Annotated in this window: 15 protein-coding genes and 1 pseudogene; 11 read left to right on the forward strand and 5 right to left on the reverse strand. The window is 72.2% G+C overall.

The features are described from left to right. Window positions 1-273 precede the first annotated feature (273 nt). Both IPT68_RS20925 and IPT68_RS20930 read left to right on the forward strand, forming a co-directional pair. The gene (locus IPT68_RS20925) at window positions 274-2,223 is read left to right on the forward strand and encodes an AMP-dependent synthetase/ligase (RefSeq protein WP_189701345.1); all 1,950 of its coding nucleotides are present in this window, start codon (window positions 274-276) and stop codon (window positions 2,221-2,223) included. A gap of 88 nt (window positions 2,224-2,311) precedes the next feature. Further along, the gene (locus IPT68_RS20930) at window positions 2,312-2,659 is read left to right on the forward strand and encodes a DoxX family protein (protein WP_189701346.1); all 348 of its coding nucleotides are present in this window, start codon (window positions 2,312-2,314) and stop codon (window positions 2,657-2,659) included. On the opposite strand, the gene IPT68_RS20935 is transcribed toward IPT68_RS20930, so the two are convergent. Continuing rightward, entirely contained in the window at window positions 2,660-3,532 is an 873-nt protein-coding gene (locus IPT68_RS20935) for a sigma-70 family RNA polymerase sigma factor (RefSeq protein WP_189701347.1), read from the reverse strand. A gap of 260 nt (window positions 3,533-3,792) precedes the next feature. After that, window positions 3,793-3,996 (reverse strand): cold-shock protein, encoded by a 204-nt coding sequence (locus tag IPT68_RS20940; RefSeq protein ID WP_189701348.1) that lies wholly within the window; start codon window positions 3,994-3,996, stop codon window positions 3,793-3,795. A 296-nt stretch (window positions 3,997-4,292) separates the two neighbouring features. Here IPT68_RS20940 and IPT68_RS20945 point away from each other — a divergent pair, with 296 nt between their 5' ends. From IPT68_RS20945 to IPT68_RS20975, 7 genes and pseudogenes are all read left to right on the forward strand, one after another. Next, the gene (locus IPT68_RS20945; protein ID WP_189701349.1) at window positions 4,293-5,141 is read left to right on the forward strand and encodes a menaquinone biosynthetic enzyme MqnA/MqnD family protein; all 849 of its coding nucleotides are present in this window, start codon (window positions 4,293-4,295) and stop codon (window positions 5,139-5,141) included. A gap of 89 nt (window positions 5,142-5,230) precedes the next feature. Next, a complete protein-coding gene (locus tag IPT68_RS20950; protein ID WP_189701392.1) occupies window positions 5,231-6,949 on the forward strand; it encodes a serine/threonine-protein kinase in 1,719 nt (572 codons plus the stop codon). Between the two features lie 102 nt (window positions 6,950-7,051). After that, window positions 7,052-7,834, forward strand: coding sequence for a prepilin peptidase (locus tag IPT68_RS20955; RefSeq protein ID WP_189701350.1), 783 nt, complete (start codon window positions 7,052-7,054; stop codon window positions 7,832-7,834). A gap of 71 nt (window positions 7,835-7,905) precedes the next feature. Beyond that, window positions 7,906-9,105: a cyclic dehypoxanthinyl futalosine synthase gene (gene mqnC, locus IPT68_RS20960; RefSeq protein ID WP_189701351.1), complete on the forward strand. Its 1,200-nt coding sequence runs from the start codon at window positions 7,906-7,908 to the stop codon at window positions 9,103-9,105. A gap of 23 nt (window positions 9,106-9,128) precedes the next feature. Next, window positions 9,129-9,779 carry an amidohydrolase family protein gene (locus IPT68_RS20965; RefSeq protein WP_189701352.1) on the forward strand — a complete coding sequence of 217 codons (651 nt, stop codon included), beginning with the start codon at window positions 9,129-9,131 and terminating at the stop codon, window positions 9,777-9,779. 243 nt (window positions 9,780-10,022) lie between these two features. Continuing rightward, window positions 10,023-10,481 (forward strand): annotated as a pseudogene (locus IPT68_RS20970) (acyltransferase family protein); the annotation flags it as partial. A 46-nt stretch (window positions 10,482-10,527) separates the two neighbouring features. Next, on the forward strand, window positions 10,528-11,226 hold the full coding sequence (locus IPT68_RS20975; protein WP_189701353.1) for a demethylmenaquinone methyltransferase: 699 nt from the start codon (window positions 10,528-10,530) through the stop codon (window positions 11,224-11,226). A gap of 19 nt (window positions 11,227-11,245) precedes the next feature. Here the strand turns inward: IPT68_RS20975 and IPT68_RS20980 are convergent, their stop codons facing one another. Both IPT68_RS20980 and IPT68_RS20985 read right to left on the reverse strand, forming a co-directional pair. Further along, entirely contained in the window at window positions 11,246-11,584 is a 339-nt protein-coding gene (locus IPT68_RS20980) for a PASTA domain-containing protein (RefSeq protein ID WP_189701354.1), read from the reverse strand. A 93-nt stretch (window positions 11,585-11,677) separates the two neighbouring features. Continuing rightward, a complete protein-coding gene (locus IPT68_RS20985; protein ID WP_189701355.1) occupies window positions 11,678-12,184 on the reverse strand; it encodes a GNAT family N-acetyltransferase in 507 nt (168 codons plus the stop codon). Between the two features lie 97 nt (window positions 12,185-12,281). Here IPT68_RS20985 and IPT68_RS20990 point away from each other — a divergent pair, with 97 nt between their 5' ends. Next, window positions 12,282-13,568, forward strand: coding sequence for a geranylgeranyl reductase family protein (locus tag IPT68_RS20990; protein ID WP_189701356.1), 1,287 nt, complete (start codon window positions 12,282-12,284; stop codon window positions 13,566-13,568). Window positions 13,569-13,948: 380 nt separating this feature from the next. Next, window positions 13,949-14,218, forward strand: coding sequence for a hypothetical protein (locus tag IPT68_RS34205; RefSeq protein ID WP_228039792.1), 270 nt, complete (start codon window positions 13,949-13,951; stop codon window positions 14,216-14,218). A gap of 392 nt (window positions 14,219-14,610) precedes the next feature. Here the strand turns inward: IPT68_RS34205 and IPT68_RS21000 are convergent, their stop codons facing one another. Beyond that, window positions 14,611-15,447 carry a C40 family peptidase gene (locus IPT68_RS21000; RefSeq protein WP_189701357.1) on the reverse strand — a complete coding sequence of 279 codons (837 nt, stop codon included), beginning with the start codon at window positions 15,445-15,447 and terminating at the stop codon, window positions 14,611-14,613. Between the last annotated feature and the right edge of the window lie 350 nt (window positions 15,448-15,797).

The raw sequence follows: 15,797 nt of genomic DNA on the forward strand, positions 1-15,797 counted from the left end.
CCTCCACGGGGCCCTGACCGGACCCTCTCCTCGCTTTACTCGTAAGTAAGGTTACCGTAGGTAAGCCCAGGTACCGCAAGTGTGCGGACTCCACAGGCCCACCCCCGGAGCATCCCCGAACCCGCACAACCTCCCCACGAGAGAGCCGTAAGATCCCCTCCCGACCGGCGTTCCCGTCACGAGCCGGACCCATCGCCGGTGAACGCCTCCGTACGCGCCGCGCGTACCTCATGCAGCCGAGCAGTACCGCGCTGCAGGCCCCAGGAGCTGCCCATGCCCATTTCGTACTCGTCAACGCCCTTACCGCACCAGAACTCCGGATCGTCGTTCGCATACGACCCGGACGGCGGGCCGGTCCTCGTCGAGCCCGAGATACGGCGGCTGGACGGGGAGGTGCGGGAGGTGGCCGTGCCCCCGCTGGTGCCGCCCGTGTCGCACGGGTCGCTGGCCGATCTGCCGTTCGAGAACGCGGCCGTGGAGCCGGCGCGCCCGGTGCTCAGCCGCCGGGACGACGACGGCCGCTGGGCGGACGTGACGGCGGCGGAGTTCGTCGCCCAGGTGCTGGCCGTGGCCAAGGGCATGATCTCCGAGGGGCTGACGCCGGGCGACCGGATCGCGATCATGGCGCGGACGTCGTACGAGTGGACCCTGCTGGACTTCGCGGCCTGGGCGGCCGGACTGGTGACCGTCCCGGTGTACCCGACCTCGTCCGTCTTCCAGACCCGCTGGATCCTCCAGGACTCCGGCGCCGTCGCCCTGGTGACGGAGACGGCCGGCCAGGCGGCGGCGCTCGGGCCCGAACTCCCGCACCTGCCCGACCTGCGGCACCTGTGGGTCGTCGAGAAGGACCACGTGGACCGGCTCGCGGAACTCGGACAGCCGGTGCCGGACGCCGAAGTCGACGTGCGGCGCGGGATGCTGGGCCCGGACACCCTGGCGACCCTCGTCTACACCTCCGGCACCACGGGCCGCCCCAAGGGCTGCGCGCTGACCCACGGCAACTTCCTGGCGGAGGTCGACAACGCGATCGAACTCCTCTACCCGGTCTTCAAGGCGCGCACCAGCGAGGAGGCGGCCACCCTCCTGTTCCTGCCGCTGTCCCACGTGTTCGGCCGGATGGTGGCCGTGGCCTGCGTGCGCGCCCGGGTCCGGCTGGGGCACGCGCCCAGCCTGAAGTCGCAGGACCTGCTGGCCGACCTGGCGGCCTTCCGGCCGACCTTCCTGCTGGCCATCCCGTACATGCTGGAGAAGGTCTTCAACAGCGCCCGCGCCACCGCCGAACGCGGCGGCAGGGCGGCCGCGTTCGACCGCGCGGCGAAGATCGCCCGTCGCTACGGCGAGGCGGCCCAGGCCCGGGCGAGCGGCACCGGCCCCGGCCCCACCGCCTCCCTGAAGGCGTCCCGCGCCTTCTACGACCCCCTGGTCTACCGCCGGATCCGCAAGGCCCTCGGCGGCCGGATCCGCTACGTCGTCTGCGGCGGCTCCCCGCTCGGCCGCGACCTTGCCGCGTTCTACGCGGGCGCGGGCATCGACGTGTACGAGGGCTACGGGCTGACCGAGACGACCGGCGCGGCCACCGTGACGCCGCCGCTCAGGCCACGGCTCGGCACGGTCGGCTGGCCGCTGCCCGGTACGCGGGTGCGGATCGCGGCGGACGGCGAGATCCTGCTCGCCGGGGGCCAGGTCCTGCGCGGCTACTGGGAACCGCACGCGGGCGGGGTGGTCCCGGCGTCGCCGGACGGCTGGTTCCCCACGGGCGACATCGGCCGGCTGGACGACGAGGGATACCTCAGCATCACCGGCCGCAAGAAGGAGATCCTGATCACCGCGGGCGGCAAGAACACGGCCCCGGCGCCGCTGGAGAACTGGCTGCGCTCGCACCCCCTGATCTCCCACTGCCTCGTCCTCGGCGATCGCCGCCCCTACATCACCGCCCTGATCACCCTCGACCCCGACGGCATCACCCACTGGCGGCAGATGAACGGCAAGCACCCGGTGCCGCCCGAACTGCTGGTGGACGACGAGGAACTGCGCGGGGTCCTGCAACGCGCGGTGGACGAGGCCAACAAGCTGGTCTCCCGGCCCGAGTCCATCCGCCGCTTCACCGTCCTGCCCACCGACTTCACGGAGTCGAGCGGGCAGTTGACCCCGACGATGAAGATGCGCCGGGAGGTGATCCTGCGGGACTTCGCCCAGCAGGTGGAGGCCCTGTACGCGGAGTGAGCCAGGTCACATCGGCAGTCCGGTCACATGTCCGGCACGAGACGTGTCAGCGGGACGACGGAGTTCCTGAGCTGCCGGGAGTGCTGAGATGTCCACTGCGTACGTCGTTGTGACCGTGCTGGGCGCCGTGATGGCGGGGTTCTCGGCCGCGTCGGTCTTCCTGCGGGCCGAGTGGGTGGTGAAGCCGCTGGCCGACTACGGCGTGCCGCGCGGCTGGTGGCCCTGGCTGGGCGCCGCCAAGGCGGCCGGGGCGGCCGGGCTGCTGGCGGGCCTCGCGGTCCCGGTGGTCGGCGTGGCGGCCGGGATCGGGCTCGTCCTCTACTTCACCGGGGCGGTCGTCACGGTCCTCCGGGCGCGGTGGTTCTCGCACGTGCCGTTTCCGCTGCTGTACGCCGCCCCGGTGGTCGGGTCGCTGATGCTGGCGGCGACCGGCTGATCAGGCGTCCAGGACCGCGACCTCCGTCCCCTCCAGGCGGTCGCGGTCCGCGACGACCTCGATCCGGGTGATGCCGGTGGCGGTGACCGTGAAGGTGAGGACCAGGGTGAGGCGCCCCAGCGGGGCCATCGCCAGGCCCACCCGGCCGTCCAGCAGCGCCGGGCCCGTGAACCGGGCGCGGGCCGTCGCGGCCAGGGCGCTCTCGGCGACCGGGCGGGCGCCGGTGAGCGTGATCGCCTCGGGGGTCGGTACGACCCACTTGTCGGCGGTGAGGACGACGTCCGGGTCGAGCAGCGCGAGCAGCCCCTCGAAGTCACCGCCGCGGGCCGCGGCCAGGAAGGCGTCGACCGCCTCGCGCTGCCGGACCAGATCCGCGGTCGCGGGCGCGCCGCCCCGCACCCGCCGCCGGGCTCGGCTCGCCGGCTGGCGGGTCGCGGCCGGGGTGCGCTCGACCAGCGGGGCGATGTCGTCGAAGGGCACGGCGAACAGGTCGTGCAGCACGAACGCCAGCCGCTCCGCGGGTGCCAGGCGGTTGAGCACGACCAGCATTGCGACGCCGACCGAGTCGGCGAGGAGCGCCTCCTGCTCCGGGTCGACGCCGTCCTCCGGGGTGGGGGTGTGGTCGTCGTACGGCTGCTCGGGGCGGGCGCGGCGGGAGCGCAGCATGTTCAGGCAGACCCGTCCGGTGACGGTGGTCAGCCAGCCGGTGAGGTTCTGGACACCGGCGATGTCCGCTCGCTCCGCCCGCAGCCAGGTCTCCTGGACGGCGTCCTCGGCGTCGCTCAGCGAGCCCAGCATGCGGTACGCCACCGCCCGCAGGTGCGGCCGGTCGGTCTCGAATCGCGCTGCCGAAAGCGTTTGTACGTCCCCCATGACGTGAACCTATCGGGTGCGGGCGTCGCGTCGACGACGGTCGTCCTCGAATTCGTCCCGCTCACCGACTTCGCCGTCTACGACTTCGCATACCCCGCACACCGCTGACCGCGGGCCGGCGTGCCCTCCGGGGGAATTACGCGGGGTATTTCCGGAATTCCCGAAGAATTCATCGTCCCGAAGTGCGGGAAAAGGCAGGAGCCCCGTCGCCGGATGGCGTGGGGCTCCTTGGGTATTGCACTCGATCCTGGATCAGAGGATCAGACCGGGGTGACGTTCTCCGCCTGCGGGCCCTTCGGACCCTGGGTCACGTCGAAGGTCACGTGCTGGTTCTCCTCAAGGGACCGGAAGCCGGTCGCGTTGATCGCGGAGTAGTGGACGAAGACGTCGGGGCCGCCGCCTTCCTGGGCGATGAAACCAAAGCCCTTTTCGGCGTTGAACCACTTCACGGTTCCGGTAGCCATAAGCCCTCCTTGGGCTCAAAGGGTTGCCCTGCTCCAGAACCAGCAAGTGTGAAGATGAGTTCTGCACAACTGCATATGTCCAAGAACGTCGAGAGCCCGCGGTCACATGCTCCGCAGGCTCTGTACTGCAAGGGAAACCAAACTGCAACTTGCGGCGAGCCTAGCACGCGGGCAGCCGAAAGCAATAGGGGTCAAGATCACGTCACCCGGATGTTTGAACGTCGTGTCGGCGCTGACGTCCGACTGGGCGACCCCCAGAAGCCTGCACCCTATCCCACGGGGTCTAGCCTCTCGATGTGGACATTTCTCGCACGCGGCCGCGCGTCGGCCACATCCAGTTCCTGAACTGCCTCCCCCTCTACTGGGGGCTCGCCAGAACGGGGACGCTGCTGGACTTCGAGCTGACGAAGGACACCCCGGAGAAGCTCAGCGAGCAGCTGGTGGGGGGCGATCTCGACATCGGGCCGATCACCCTCGTGGAGTTCCTGAAGAACGCCGACGACCTCGTCGCCTTCCCGGACATCGCCGTCGGCTGCGACGGACCGGTGATGTCCTGCGTGATCGTCTCGCAGGTCCCGCTGGACCGGCTGGACGGCGCCCGGGTGGCCCTGGGATCCACCTCGCGCACCTCCGTACGCCTCGCCCAGCTGCTGCTGGCGGAACGGTTCGGCGTACGACCCGACTACTACACCTGCCCGCCCGACCTCAGCCTGATGATGCAGGAGGCCGAGGCGGCCGTGCTCATCGGCGACGCCGCGCTGCGGGCGAACCTGCACGACGGGCCGAGGTACGGCCTCGCCGTGCACGACCTCGGCGCGCTGTGGAAGGAGTGGACCGGGCTGCCGTTCGTCTTCGCCGTGTGGGCGGCCCGCCGGGACTACCTGGAGCGCGAGCCGGTCATCACCCGTAGGGTGCACGAGGCCTTCCTCGCCTCCCGCAACCTCTCGCTGGAGGAGGTCACCAAGGTCGCCGAGCAGGCCGCCCGCTGGGAGGCCTTCGACGAGCGGGTCCTGGAGCAGTACTTCACCACCCTCGACTTCCGCTTCGGCGGCGCCCAGCTCGCGGCCGTGGCCGAGTTCGCCCGCCGCGTCGGGCCGACGACCGGCTTCCCGGCGGACGTGAAGGTGGATCTGCTGAAGCCGTAGGACGGCGGCCCCGTACGTCACCCCCCCGTACCGGCCCGGCCGATACGCTGCGGGCAGTGCAGGCGTACGGGGGAGAGGGGGCGGACGCCATGCAGCCGCTCGGCGTCGACGAGCCCACCGCCATCGGGCCCTACCGGCTGCTCGGCCGGCTCGGCTCCGGCGGCATGGGCCGCGTGTATCTGGGCCGCAGCGCGGGCGGCCGTACCGTCGCGGTGAAGGTCGTGCACCCGCATCTCGCGCTCGACGAGGAGTTCCGCGCCCGCTTCCGCCGCGAGGTCGAGGCCGCGCGGCGGGTGGGCGGCGCGTGGACCGCGCCGGTGCTGGACGCGGACCCGCTGGCGCCGGTGCCGTGGGTGGCCACCGCCTACGCCGCCGGGCCGTCGCTCGCCGCGGCGGTCGCGGACGGCGGCCCGCTGCCCGTCCACTCGGTACGGGCGCTGGGGGCGGGCCTGGCCGAGGCGCTGGCCGCGGTGCACGAGCTGGGCCTGGTGCACCGGGACGTCAAGCCGTCCAACGTGCTGCTCACCCTGGACGGACCGCTGCTGATCGACTTCGGGATCGCGCGCGCCCTCGACGGTACGGCGTCACTCACGTCGACGGGGGTCTCGATCGGCTCGCCCGGTTACATGGCGCCGGAGCAGATCCTCGGCAAGGGCGTCACCGGGGCGGCGGACGTCTTCTCGCTGGGCGCGGTGCTGGCGTACGCGGCGGCGGGTGAGCCCCCCTTCCCCGGGGACTCCTCGGCCGCGCTGCTCTACAAGGTCGTGCACGAGGAGCCGCTGCTCGACGCCCTGGAGGGGGAGTTGCGGGACGTCGTCGCGGGGTGCCTGGCCAAGCAGCCGGGCGCGCGGCCGACGCCGGGGGAGGTGGCCCGGCGGCTCGCACCCGAGGGGGCGGCGCGGCTGGTGGCGGCCGGCTGGCTGCCGGGGGCGCTGGTGACGCAGGTGAGCCGGGGAGCCGTACGGCTGCTGAACCTGGAGGCGGCGGGGGCCGGGGCTCCTCCTTCGGGGCCGGGGGAGTCCGGTGGCCCGGCGGGCGGTGGGGGAGCCGTGGCCGACGCCGGGCGCGCGGGTGGTGCGGGGACCGACGCGGCCGACGCGGGTCCCACGGCTGGTGCCGGTGCGGCCCTCGGGGCCTTCGGACCGCCGCCCGTGATGCCGGGTGCCGTGCCGGAGCCGTGTCCGGCGGAGCCGGAGGACGCGGTCGCCGACCCGGGCGGGCGGCCCGGCAAGGTCTCCGTGAGCGTGGCCGCGACGGCGGCGCCGGAGGCCGGCGGGCGGGGCCGGCGGCTGAGCTGCACGGTGGTGCTCGCCGTCGCCGGGGCGTTCGCGGCGGCGACCGTCGGCTCGGTCCTCGTTCTCGACCTGCTGCCCGGCGAACGCGAGGACAGCGCGGGTGGCGCCGGCCACGACGCCTCCTCCTCGGCGCCGAGCGCCGGCCCGACCAGCGGCCCGTCCGACATCCCGGCCCGCTACCTCGGCACCTGGGAGGGCCAGGGCACGGCCCTGGACGGCACGCTGCCCGCCGGCACGTTCCGGGTCACCGTCCGACAGGCCGAGGTGGGCCAGGAGTTGGGGCGGCTGCGGCAGACCGACCAGCTGGGCGGGGTCTGCGTCGACGTCCTGACCCTGCAGCAGGTGACGGAGAAACAACTCGTCGCCCGGTCGGTCGGCGAGCAGGACAACCACGGCGGCTGCAACCAGGAAGCCACGACGGTCCGGCTCGTCCCGACCGGTGACGACCTGATGTACACGTCCGACAGCGCCCGTTCGGGACATCCGCAGGCGCGGATGTCGAAGGTCGAGTAGACCGTCCGGCGTTGCGGTGGGCGTGAGCGGGTGGTGGGCGTGAGCAAGCGGTGCCGATGCGGGCATGAGCGGGCGGCGGGCTGAACAGGGGGTGGGCGGGGCTTGGGTGAGGAACTGCTGGTCGCCGCCGCGGCGGCGTGGGGCGCGGGGACGGGGGCGTCGCTGCCCCGGGCGGCGTACCGGCTGTCGGTGCCGCACGCGGCCGCGGACACCGCGGCGTCCGAGGACGCGCCGCCCGGCGAGGGCCCGGCCTGGCGGGACGCGTGCCCGGCAGGGCACCCGATCGCCGGCCCCTTCCGGGGCTGGCTCGGCCGGGCCCGGTGCCGCGCGTGCCCCCGCCCCCGTTACGGCCCCTCAGCCCTTCCGCTCGCCATCCTCACCGCCGTCCTGTGCGCCGCCCTCGCCGCCGCCACCGGCCCCTGCCCCGAGCTCGGCGTGTGGCTGCTGATCACGCCCGTCGGTGTGCTGCTCGCGGTCGTCGACGTGCGGGTGCGGCGCTTGCCCGACCCGCTGACCCTGCCCCTCGCGGCCGGCACGCTCGCCCTGCTCGCCGTGGCCGCCCAGGTGCCCGGGAACGACGGCGACTGGAGCGCCGCCCTGCTCGGCGCGCTCGCCCTGAGCGGCTTCTACCAGCTGCTGTGTCTGGTCAACCCCGGCGGCATGGGCTTCGGCGACGTGAAGCTGGCGGTGGGCGCGGGGGCCGTGCTCGGGTGGTACGGATGGGGAGCGGTGCTGCTGGGGACCTTCGCCGCGTTCGCCTCCGGGGCGGTGTACGGCGGCGCCCTCGTCGTTCTACGCAAGGCGGGACGCAAGACCGCGATCCCGTTCGGGCCGTTCCTGCTCGCGGGCGCCTGCGCCGGGCTGTTGCTGGGCGCGACGGCCTGACGGCGGAGCGGGACAACGGCTGGCGTAGGCTGGGTCAGTCCGTCCACAACCCTTGACGAAAGGGACACCCGGTGACCGAGAAGGCCGACCTCCAGTCCGTCCTCGAACGTGCCGCCGCGGGCGGGCGGATCACCCCCGAGGAGGCGCTCGACCTCTACCGCGACGCCCCGCTGCACGCGCTGGGCGCCGCCGCCGACGCCGTACGCCGCCGTCGGTACGCGGGCACCGAGCACATCGCGACGTACATCATCGAGCGGAACATCAACTACACGAACGTGTGCGTCACGGCGTGCAAGTTCTGCGCGTTCTACGCCCCGCCGAAGGACAAGGCGAAGGGCTGGACCCGCGACCTGGACGACATCCTGCGCCGCTGCGCGGAGACCGTCGAACTGGGCGGGACGCAGATCATGTTCCAGGGCGGTCACCACCCGGACTACGGCGTGGAGTACTACGAGAAGCACTTCTCGGCCATCAAGAAGGAGTTCCCGCAGCTCGTCATCCACAGCCTGGGGGCGAGCGAGGTCGAGCACATGGCCCGGATCTCCAAGGTGACGGTCGGGGAGGCCATCCGGCGCATCCACGCCGCGGGGCTCGACTCCTTCGCCGGGGCCGGCGCCGAACTCCTGCCCGAGCGGCCGCGCAAGGCCATCGCCCCGCTGAAGGAGAGCGGGGAGCGGTGGCTGGAGATCATGGAGACGGCCCACGACCTCGGCGTCGAGTCCACCTCCACCATGCTGATGGGGACCGGCGAGACCAACGCCGAGCGGATCGAGCACATCCGGATGATCCGTGACGTGCAGGACCGCACGGGCGGCTTCCGCGCCTTCATCCCGTACCTCTACCAGCCGCAGAACAACCACCTGAAGGGCCGCACCCAGGCCACCATCTTCGAGTACCTGCGGATGATCGCGATCGCGCGGATCTTCCTCGACAACGTGGCGCACATCCAGGGTTCCTGGCTCACCACCGGCAAGGACGCCGGGCAGATGACGCTGCACTACGGGGCGGACGACCTCGGTTCGGTGATGCTGGAGGAGAACGTCGTCTCGGCGGCCGGTGCCAAGCACCGCTCCAACCTCATGGAGATGATCGAGATGATCCGGGGCGCGGACCGCGTGCCCGCGCAGCGGAACACGACGTACGAGCACCTCGTCGTGCACGACGACCCCGCGAACGACCCGGTCGACGAGCGGGTCATGTCCCACATCTCGTCCACCGCGATCGAGGGCGGCACGGCTCATCCCGAGCTGAAGCTGCTTGCCTCCAACTGACGCGACGACTCCGTCTCCCCGACGTGCTGACCATCCACGCCGCCGACCTGCTCGTACCGGGCGACCGGCGGCCTCCGGTGCCCGGTGGGGCGGTGCTCGTGGACGGCCGCGGCTGCGCGGCCGTCGGGACGTACGAGGAACTGGCGGCGGCGTGGCCGACCGCCCGGGTCCGGCGCTGGCCCGGGCTGATCACGCCCGGATTGCTGAATCCCTACGGCCCCGAACTGCTGGAGCGGGCCTACCACCCCGATCCGCGCGAGGCCGACGAGCTGGGTACCGAGCCGATCACCGGTGACGGTCTCGCGGCGCTCGGCATGACCGACAGCCGCTGGGGCGCGAGCGCGCGACGCGGTGTGCAGCGGCTGCTCGCGCACGGGACCGTCGCCGTGGCGGGGGACCTGTGGCGGCCCGCCGTGGTGGACGCCGTGCACCGGGCGGGGCTCGGCGTCGAGGAACGGTTCGCGGCGCCCTCGGGCCGGCCCACCCTGGACGCACTGGCCGGGCGGAGCCTGGCCGACGTGCTGCTGCTGCCCTTGCCACCGGAAGGCCAAGCGGGCTTCGACGCGACGTTCGCCGTGTTCGACGTCCCCGACGTGGCGGCGCTCGCCGAACGCGGCGCCCGCACCTGCGTGGCCACGGTCCTCGCGGGGCGGCTCGTGTACCGGCGCCGATGAGGGGTCAACCCGTCCGCCCCGGAATGCTTTTGCGGACCGACCCGTGCTCTGCTCCACCCCGCTGCAGTCGGTCGACGCGTCGTCCTGCGCCGCGTCCTCGTCCTCGCACTGCCGGTCCCGGACCGTCGACCACATCGGCACCCGGGCGACCGACCTGGACATCGTGGTCGTTGGCCGATTCGAGCAGCGCCTCACCGGCAGCGTGAACGACACCTCCAGGTCCGGCCGTTCCTCCTGCATCGCCGCCCGAAGCCGGCCGGGGTCGTGCTGTCCTCGGTGGCCGCGCTCGCGTACTCAGGCTGGTACGCCGTCGCGCACCAGGCGGAGTACGGCACCGACGACCTGGACGAGAACCGCTCGCGCAGGCCTTCTGGTCGGCGGGCTTCGTGACGCCGCTGATGGAAACCAAGACCCACCTCAGCGGCGATTTCGCCGGGCTCGCCCGCCACCGGCGGCTGGACCGGATCGTCACCGTCGTCCACGCGCGCGGTGACCGTCTACCTCTGGCACGAGATCGCGCTGATCCTCGCCGTCCCGCTGATCGACCGGTTCAGGAAGGCGCCGTCCTTCGAGGCGTATCTGCCGCTGGAGAGCCAGTGGTTCCTGTTCGCGGTCGGCTGGGTGCTGATCGGGGCGTTCGTGCTGATGTGCGCGTGGGTGGAGGACGTGGCGGCCCGGAGGAGGCCGCGCCTGCTCCCCTGAGGCGGTGCCTGCCTGCGCGGCGGGGTGGTGCTGCAAGAATGGCCCCGTGACCCGCGCTTCCCTGAACAAGCAGCCGCACGAAGTCGCCTCGATGTTCGACGACGTGGCGGAACGGTACGACCTGACGAACGACGTGCTGTCGCTCGGCCAGGACCGGGTGTGGCGCCGGGAGGTCGCGAAGGCGGTCGACGCGCGCCCCGCGCAGAAGGTGCTGGATCTGGCCGCCGGTACGGCCACCTCCTCGCTGCCCTTCACGCGTGCGGGCGCGTACGTCGTGCCCTGCGACTTCTCCCTCGGCATGCTCCAGGTCGGCAAGCAGCGCCACCCCTGGCTGCCGCTGACGGCGGGCGACGCGACGCGCCTGCCGTTCCGCGACGACGTGTTCGACGCCGTCACCATCTCCTTCGGGCTGCGCAACGTGCAGGACACGGACGCCGCGCTGCGCGAGATGTACCGGGTGACCCGGCCTGGCGGGCGGGTCGTGATCTGCGAGTTCTCGCATCCGACGTGGGAGCCGTTCCGCAAGGTCTACACCGAGTACCTGATGCGGGCGCTGCCGCCGGTGGCCCGCGCGGTGTCGTCGAACCCGGACGCGTACGTCTATCTCGCCGAGTCCATCCGCGCCTGGCCCGACCAGCCCGCGCTGGCCGAGCGGCTGGGCAAGGCCGGGTGGTCGAAGGTGGCGTGGCGGAACCTGACGGGCGGGGTGGTGGCCCTGCACCGGGGGTTCAAGGAGACGTCCTGACCTCGGGCCGTGGGGGCGCTCACCTGATCGGTTCGAAGGCGTCCCCGGGCCGGTCCGGTTCGCGTTGCATGCCGCCCCGGGGCGGACGGGGCAGCCGGGGTTCCCGTACGCCCGCGCCTCCGCCGCCCTCGCCCTCCCCGAGGTCGAACCACACGGTGACCACCGCGCCGCGTGGCACCTCGGCGCCGGGCGGCGGGTACTGCCGTACGACGTAGTCCACGACGGTGCGGCGGAAGTCGGGCCGGTCGGGCGCGGTGAGCAGCACTCCCCGTGCCTGAGCCGCCTCACGGGCGTCCACGGCCATCAGGCCGACGAGCCTCGGCACACGCACTTCGGGTGTCTTGGGTGTTATGCGCACGGATGTCACCCCCAGAGGTACTGGCAGCGTAACCGCCCGGGGGTGCCGTCCGGAAGCGTCAAGTGGCTTTCCGTAGCCAAGCGTTACTTACTGTCACAGTGCCAGTCGGTAGCAATGGGCCAACTTGTCGGTTTCGGGGCTGGTGAAGGTCTCGGCCAGGTGCATGCCGAGGCGTTCGGTGACCGCGATCGACCGGGCGTTGCGCGCGTTGACCATGGCGACCACCCCGTCGACGCCCGCCGCGCGCACCCGCTCCAGGGTCATCCGCGCGGCCGCCGTGACGTACCCCTTGCCCCAGTGCTCCCGGCCCAGCCGCCAGCCGATCTCGATCTCGCCCGCCGGTCCCCACGCGCGCGGCCACGGCTGGGCGCCGGTGAAGCCGATGACCCGGTCGTCGGCGTCGAGCATGGTCCACAGGCAGAAGCCGAGTTCGGCGTCGTGCTTGCGCTGGCGGGCGGTGAGCTCCTCGTAGAAGGACAGCTCGGCGGACCTGCCGCCGTGGAACTCCATCACGTCCGGGTGATCGAACACCCGGTGCCAGGCGACGGCGTCCTCGTCGGTGGGGACACGCAGCCGTACCACGGGCAGAGCTCGGTTCACTGGGTATCCCTTCGGCCGGTTGATCAATTCTGCTGAATAGACTGCCCATGTCCAGTGCCGGTCGGCACACAGATTTCGAACTTGGGGAGATCCCGCCGTGGCCGAGTCTCTGACGGACAACACCGCCGATGTGATCGTCGTGGGCGCGGGCCCGGCCGGCTCCACGACGGCGTACCACCTCGCCAAGGCCGGACTGGACGTACTGCTCCTGGAGAAGACCGAGTTCCCGCGCGAGAAGGTGTGCGGCGACGGGCTCACCCCGCGCGCCGTCAAGCAGCTCGTGGCGATGGGCATCGACATCTCCGAGGAGGCCGGCTGGCTGCGCAACAAGGGCCTGAGGATCATCGGCGGAGGTGTGCGGCTCCAGCTGGACTGGCCGGATCTCGCCTCCTTCCCCGACTACGGACTCGTGCGCAAGCGCGACGACTTCGACGAGCAGCTCGCCCGGCAGGCGCAGAAGGCGGGCGCGCGGCTGTACGAGCGCTGCAACGTCGGCGCGCCGATCGTGGACGACCGCACGGGCCGCATCACCGGCGTGCACGCCAAGCTCGGCGAGGACAAGCGCGAGGTCACCTTCCACGCGCCGCTGGTGGTGGCCGCCGACGGCAACTCCACGCGCCTCTCCCTCGCGATGGGCCTGCACCGCCGCGAGGACCGCCCGATGGGCGTCGCGGTCCGGACGTACTTCACCTCCCCGCGCCACGACGACGACTACCTGGAGTCCTGGCTGGAGCTGTGGGACCGCCGGGGGCCCGGCGAGGACCGGCTGCTGCCGGGCTACGGCTGGATCTTCGGCATGGGCGACGGCACCTCGAACGTCGGCCTGGGCGTGCTCAACACCTCCGACTCCTTCAAGGAGCTGGACTGGCGCGAGGTCCTGAAGGCCTGGTGCGCCTCCATGCCCGAGGACTGGGGCTACACCCCGGAGAACATGACCGGCCCGATCCGCGGCGCCGCCCTGCCCATGGCCTTCAACCGCCAGCCGCACTACACGCGCGGTCTGCTGCTCGTCGGTGACGCCGGCGGTCTGGTCAACCCCTTCAACGGCGAGGGCATCGCCTACGCGATGGAATCCGGCCAGATCGCCGCCGACGTCATCGTCCAGGCGCACGCCCGCCCGACCCCCGCGGGACGGGAGATGGCGCTCCAGCGCTACCCGCGTGTCCTGAAGGACACCTACGGCGGCTACTACACCCTGGGCCGCGCCTTCGTGAAGCTCATCGGCAACCCGAAGGTCATGAAGATCGCCGCCCAGCGCGGGCTCACGCACCCGCTGCTGATGAGGTTCACCCTCAAGCTGCTCGCCAACCTCACCGACCCGACGGGCGGCGACGCGATGGACCGCATCATCAACGGGCTGAGCAAGGTGGCACCGAAGGCCTGATCGGGCAGCTTGTGCGTGAGGGTCCCGTGGTCGGCCGGAACGTGCCCTTTCGGCCCCCGCGGCGGCTCCCTGCCCTCCCGTACCCATGACAACGGAACGCGCGCAACAGTCGCAGCGGTCCCGGCAGTCGACGGGACACACGCGCAGACGCTTCCTCGTCGGGGCGGGGCCACAGGCGCGGTTCTTGCCGGGGCAGGGGCTGGTGGCGCGGCGCCCGCCCGGGCCGGGGGAGCGGCTCTCGCGCTGGGGGCCGCCGGTCGCGCGGACGCCGCGCCGGCGGGCAGGCGCGTCGCGACGGACGGGCGCAGGACTGTCTGTCCCCGATCATCTCCGAGTGGGGCAAACCCGGCATCCTGTACGGGGAGACGGCCCGCGGGTGCATGAAGGGCGAGGTCGTCGCCGAAGTCTGGGCCCAGTGGAAGGGCGGCCTGAACGATGACGGCAAGACGACCCTGAGGGACGAGGGCCGGCTCGGTTGGTTCATGGACCCGGCGGTGACCGGTCTCGCCGGCCCCGGCCCGCAGAACCGCGAACAGTTCCTGATCCACCCCACGGGAACGCTGCGCAACCGGCTACGGCGGCGATGGCCGTCCCGAACCTTTCTCTGGCCGGCGACTACGTCCGTACCGACGTCGACCTCGCCGGCGTGAAAGGCGCCAACGAATCCGCCCGACGTGCCGTCAACGCTCTGCTCGGCGGGGACGAATCGGACGCCGGGCGCTGCCGGATCCAGGAGCTGTACCGGCCGCCGGAGGTCGAGCCCTTCGAGGGCGTCGACGCCCTGCGCCACCGGCTGGGCCTGCCCAACACCTTCGACCTCGGCCAGGCCTGTCGTCCGGATCGGGCCCCAGCGGCTTGCGCGCACGCGGAAGGGGCCCGCGAGCGGGGCGCCCGTGCGAGGGGGTGCTGCGGACGACGACCTCGTACTGAGGGGGCGCTGCGGGCTGCGCGCCCGTGCGGAGGGGCCGCCGCCGCCGAGCGGCTGCGGCCCCTTCCGTACCTCGGTGCGCCTTTTGTGCGGTGCTGGGTCGGCGCGTCGGCGTCAGAGCACGCGCACCGCACCCGACGCCGGGTAGCCGGAGAGGTCCTGGATGACGACGCCCTTGGAGGGGTTCGCCGCGTCCAGGTACTGGCCGTTCCCGATGTACACACCCACGTGGTACGCCGAACCCTTGCCGCCCCAGTACAGGATGTCGCCGACCTGGAGGTCGGACAGGGGGACGTCCGTGCCGACCATGGACTGGTCCTGCGACACGCGCGGCAGGTCCACACCGACCTGCTTGAACGCCGCCTGGACCAGGCTGGAGCAGTCCCACGCGTTGGGGCCGCTGGCGCCCAGGACGTAGGCATCGCCCACCTGGGCCTGCAGGAAGGCGATGACGGTCGCGACGCTGCCGCCGGCCGGCGCGGAGACGGTGTCGGCGGTCGTGGAGGCCGTCGAGAGGGCAGCCCGCTCGGCGTCGCGCGCGGCGCGCTCGGCGGCGGCCTGACGCGCCTCCTCGGCGGCCTTCTTGCGGGCCTCCGCCTTCTTCTTGGCCTCGGCCAGGTCGGCCTTGGCCTCCTTGGCGGCCTGGGCGGCGGCCGCGTCACGCGCCGCCTCGAGCTCGTAGTTCGCGGCGGCCAGCTGCGTGGCGTCCGCGGACTGGGCGACCTGGGCGGACAGGTCGGCCGTGAGGGTGGGCAGTTCGAGCGTCTGCGTCACCGGCTCGGCAGCGTTCGCCGAGGCCGACGCGCCGGCCACTGCCACGGTGCTGAGGATGCCACCGGCAACTCCGGCCCGCATCGCCATCTTCGAGGCGCTGGGCTGGCGGGGTTTCCGGTGGCTGCGTATGTGAGCGGTGTGGGACATGGGAACAACCGGTATCAGGGGCTCCTCCATACCTTCAAGAAACGTGTGGTCCGCCACAGTTGTTCAATCGGCGGCCCGAATCCTTGGCGCGTCGGCCTTTATTGACGCCGTAACGGACATTGCGGACGCAGGCCATCAAGCCTGTGATCATGGGCTTTCTTCGTTACGTCCGAATTGCCCGCCGCCTACCACTGGTTGGGACCGTTGGCCAACCCCGCTTCTCAGGGCCCTCTCATGAATGTGATGGAGGTCACGGAACGGTTACCGGGGTGCGTGCGTCTGGCGCCCGTGGAGCGACGCTCCCGTGTTCGTGAACGCGCGCACACGTCCACACCTCGCCCCTCTCTCCCCCTGAAGTGTGAACGCGACCCACTATCAGG

It is taken from the genome of Streptomyces chromofuscus, assembly GCF_015160875.1.
GTDB classification, from domain to species: domain Bacteria; phylum Actinomycetota; class Actinomycetes; order Streptomycetales; family Streptomycetaceae; genus Streptomyces; species Streptomyces chromofuscus.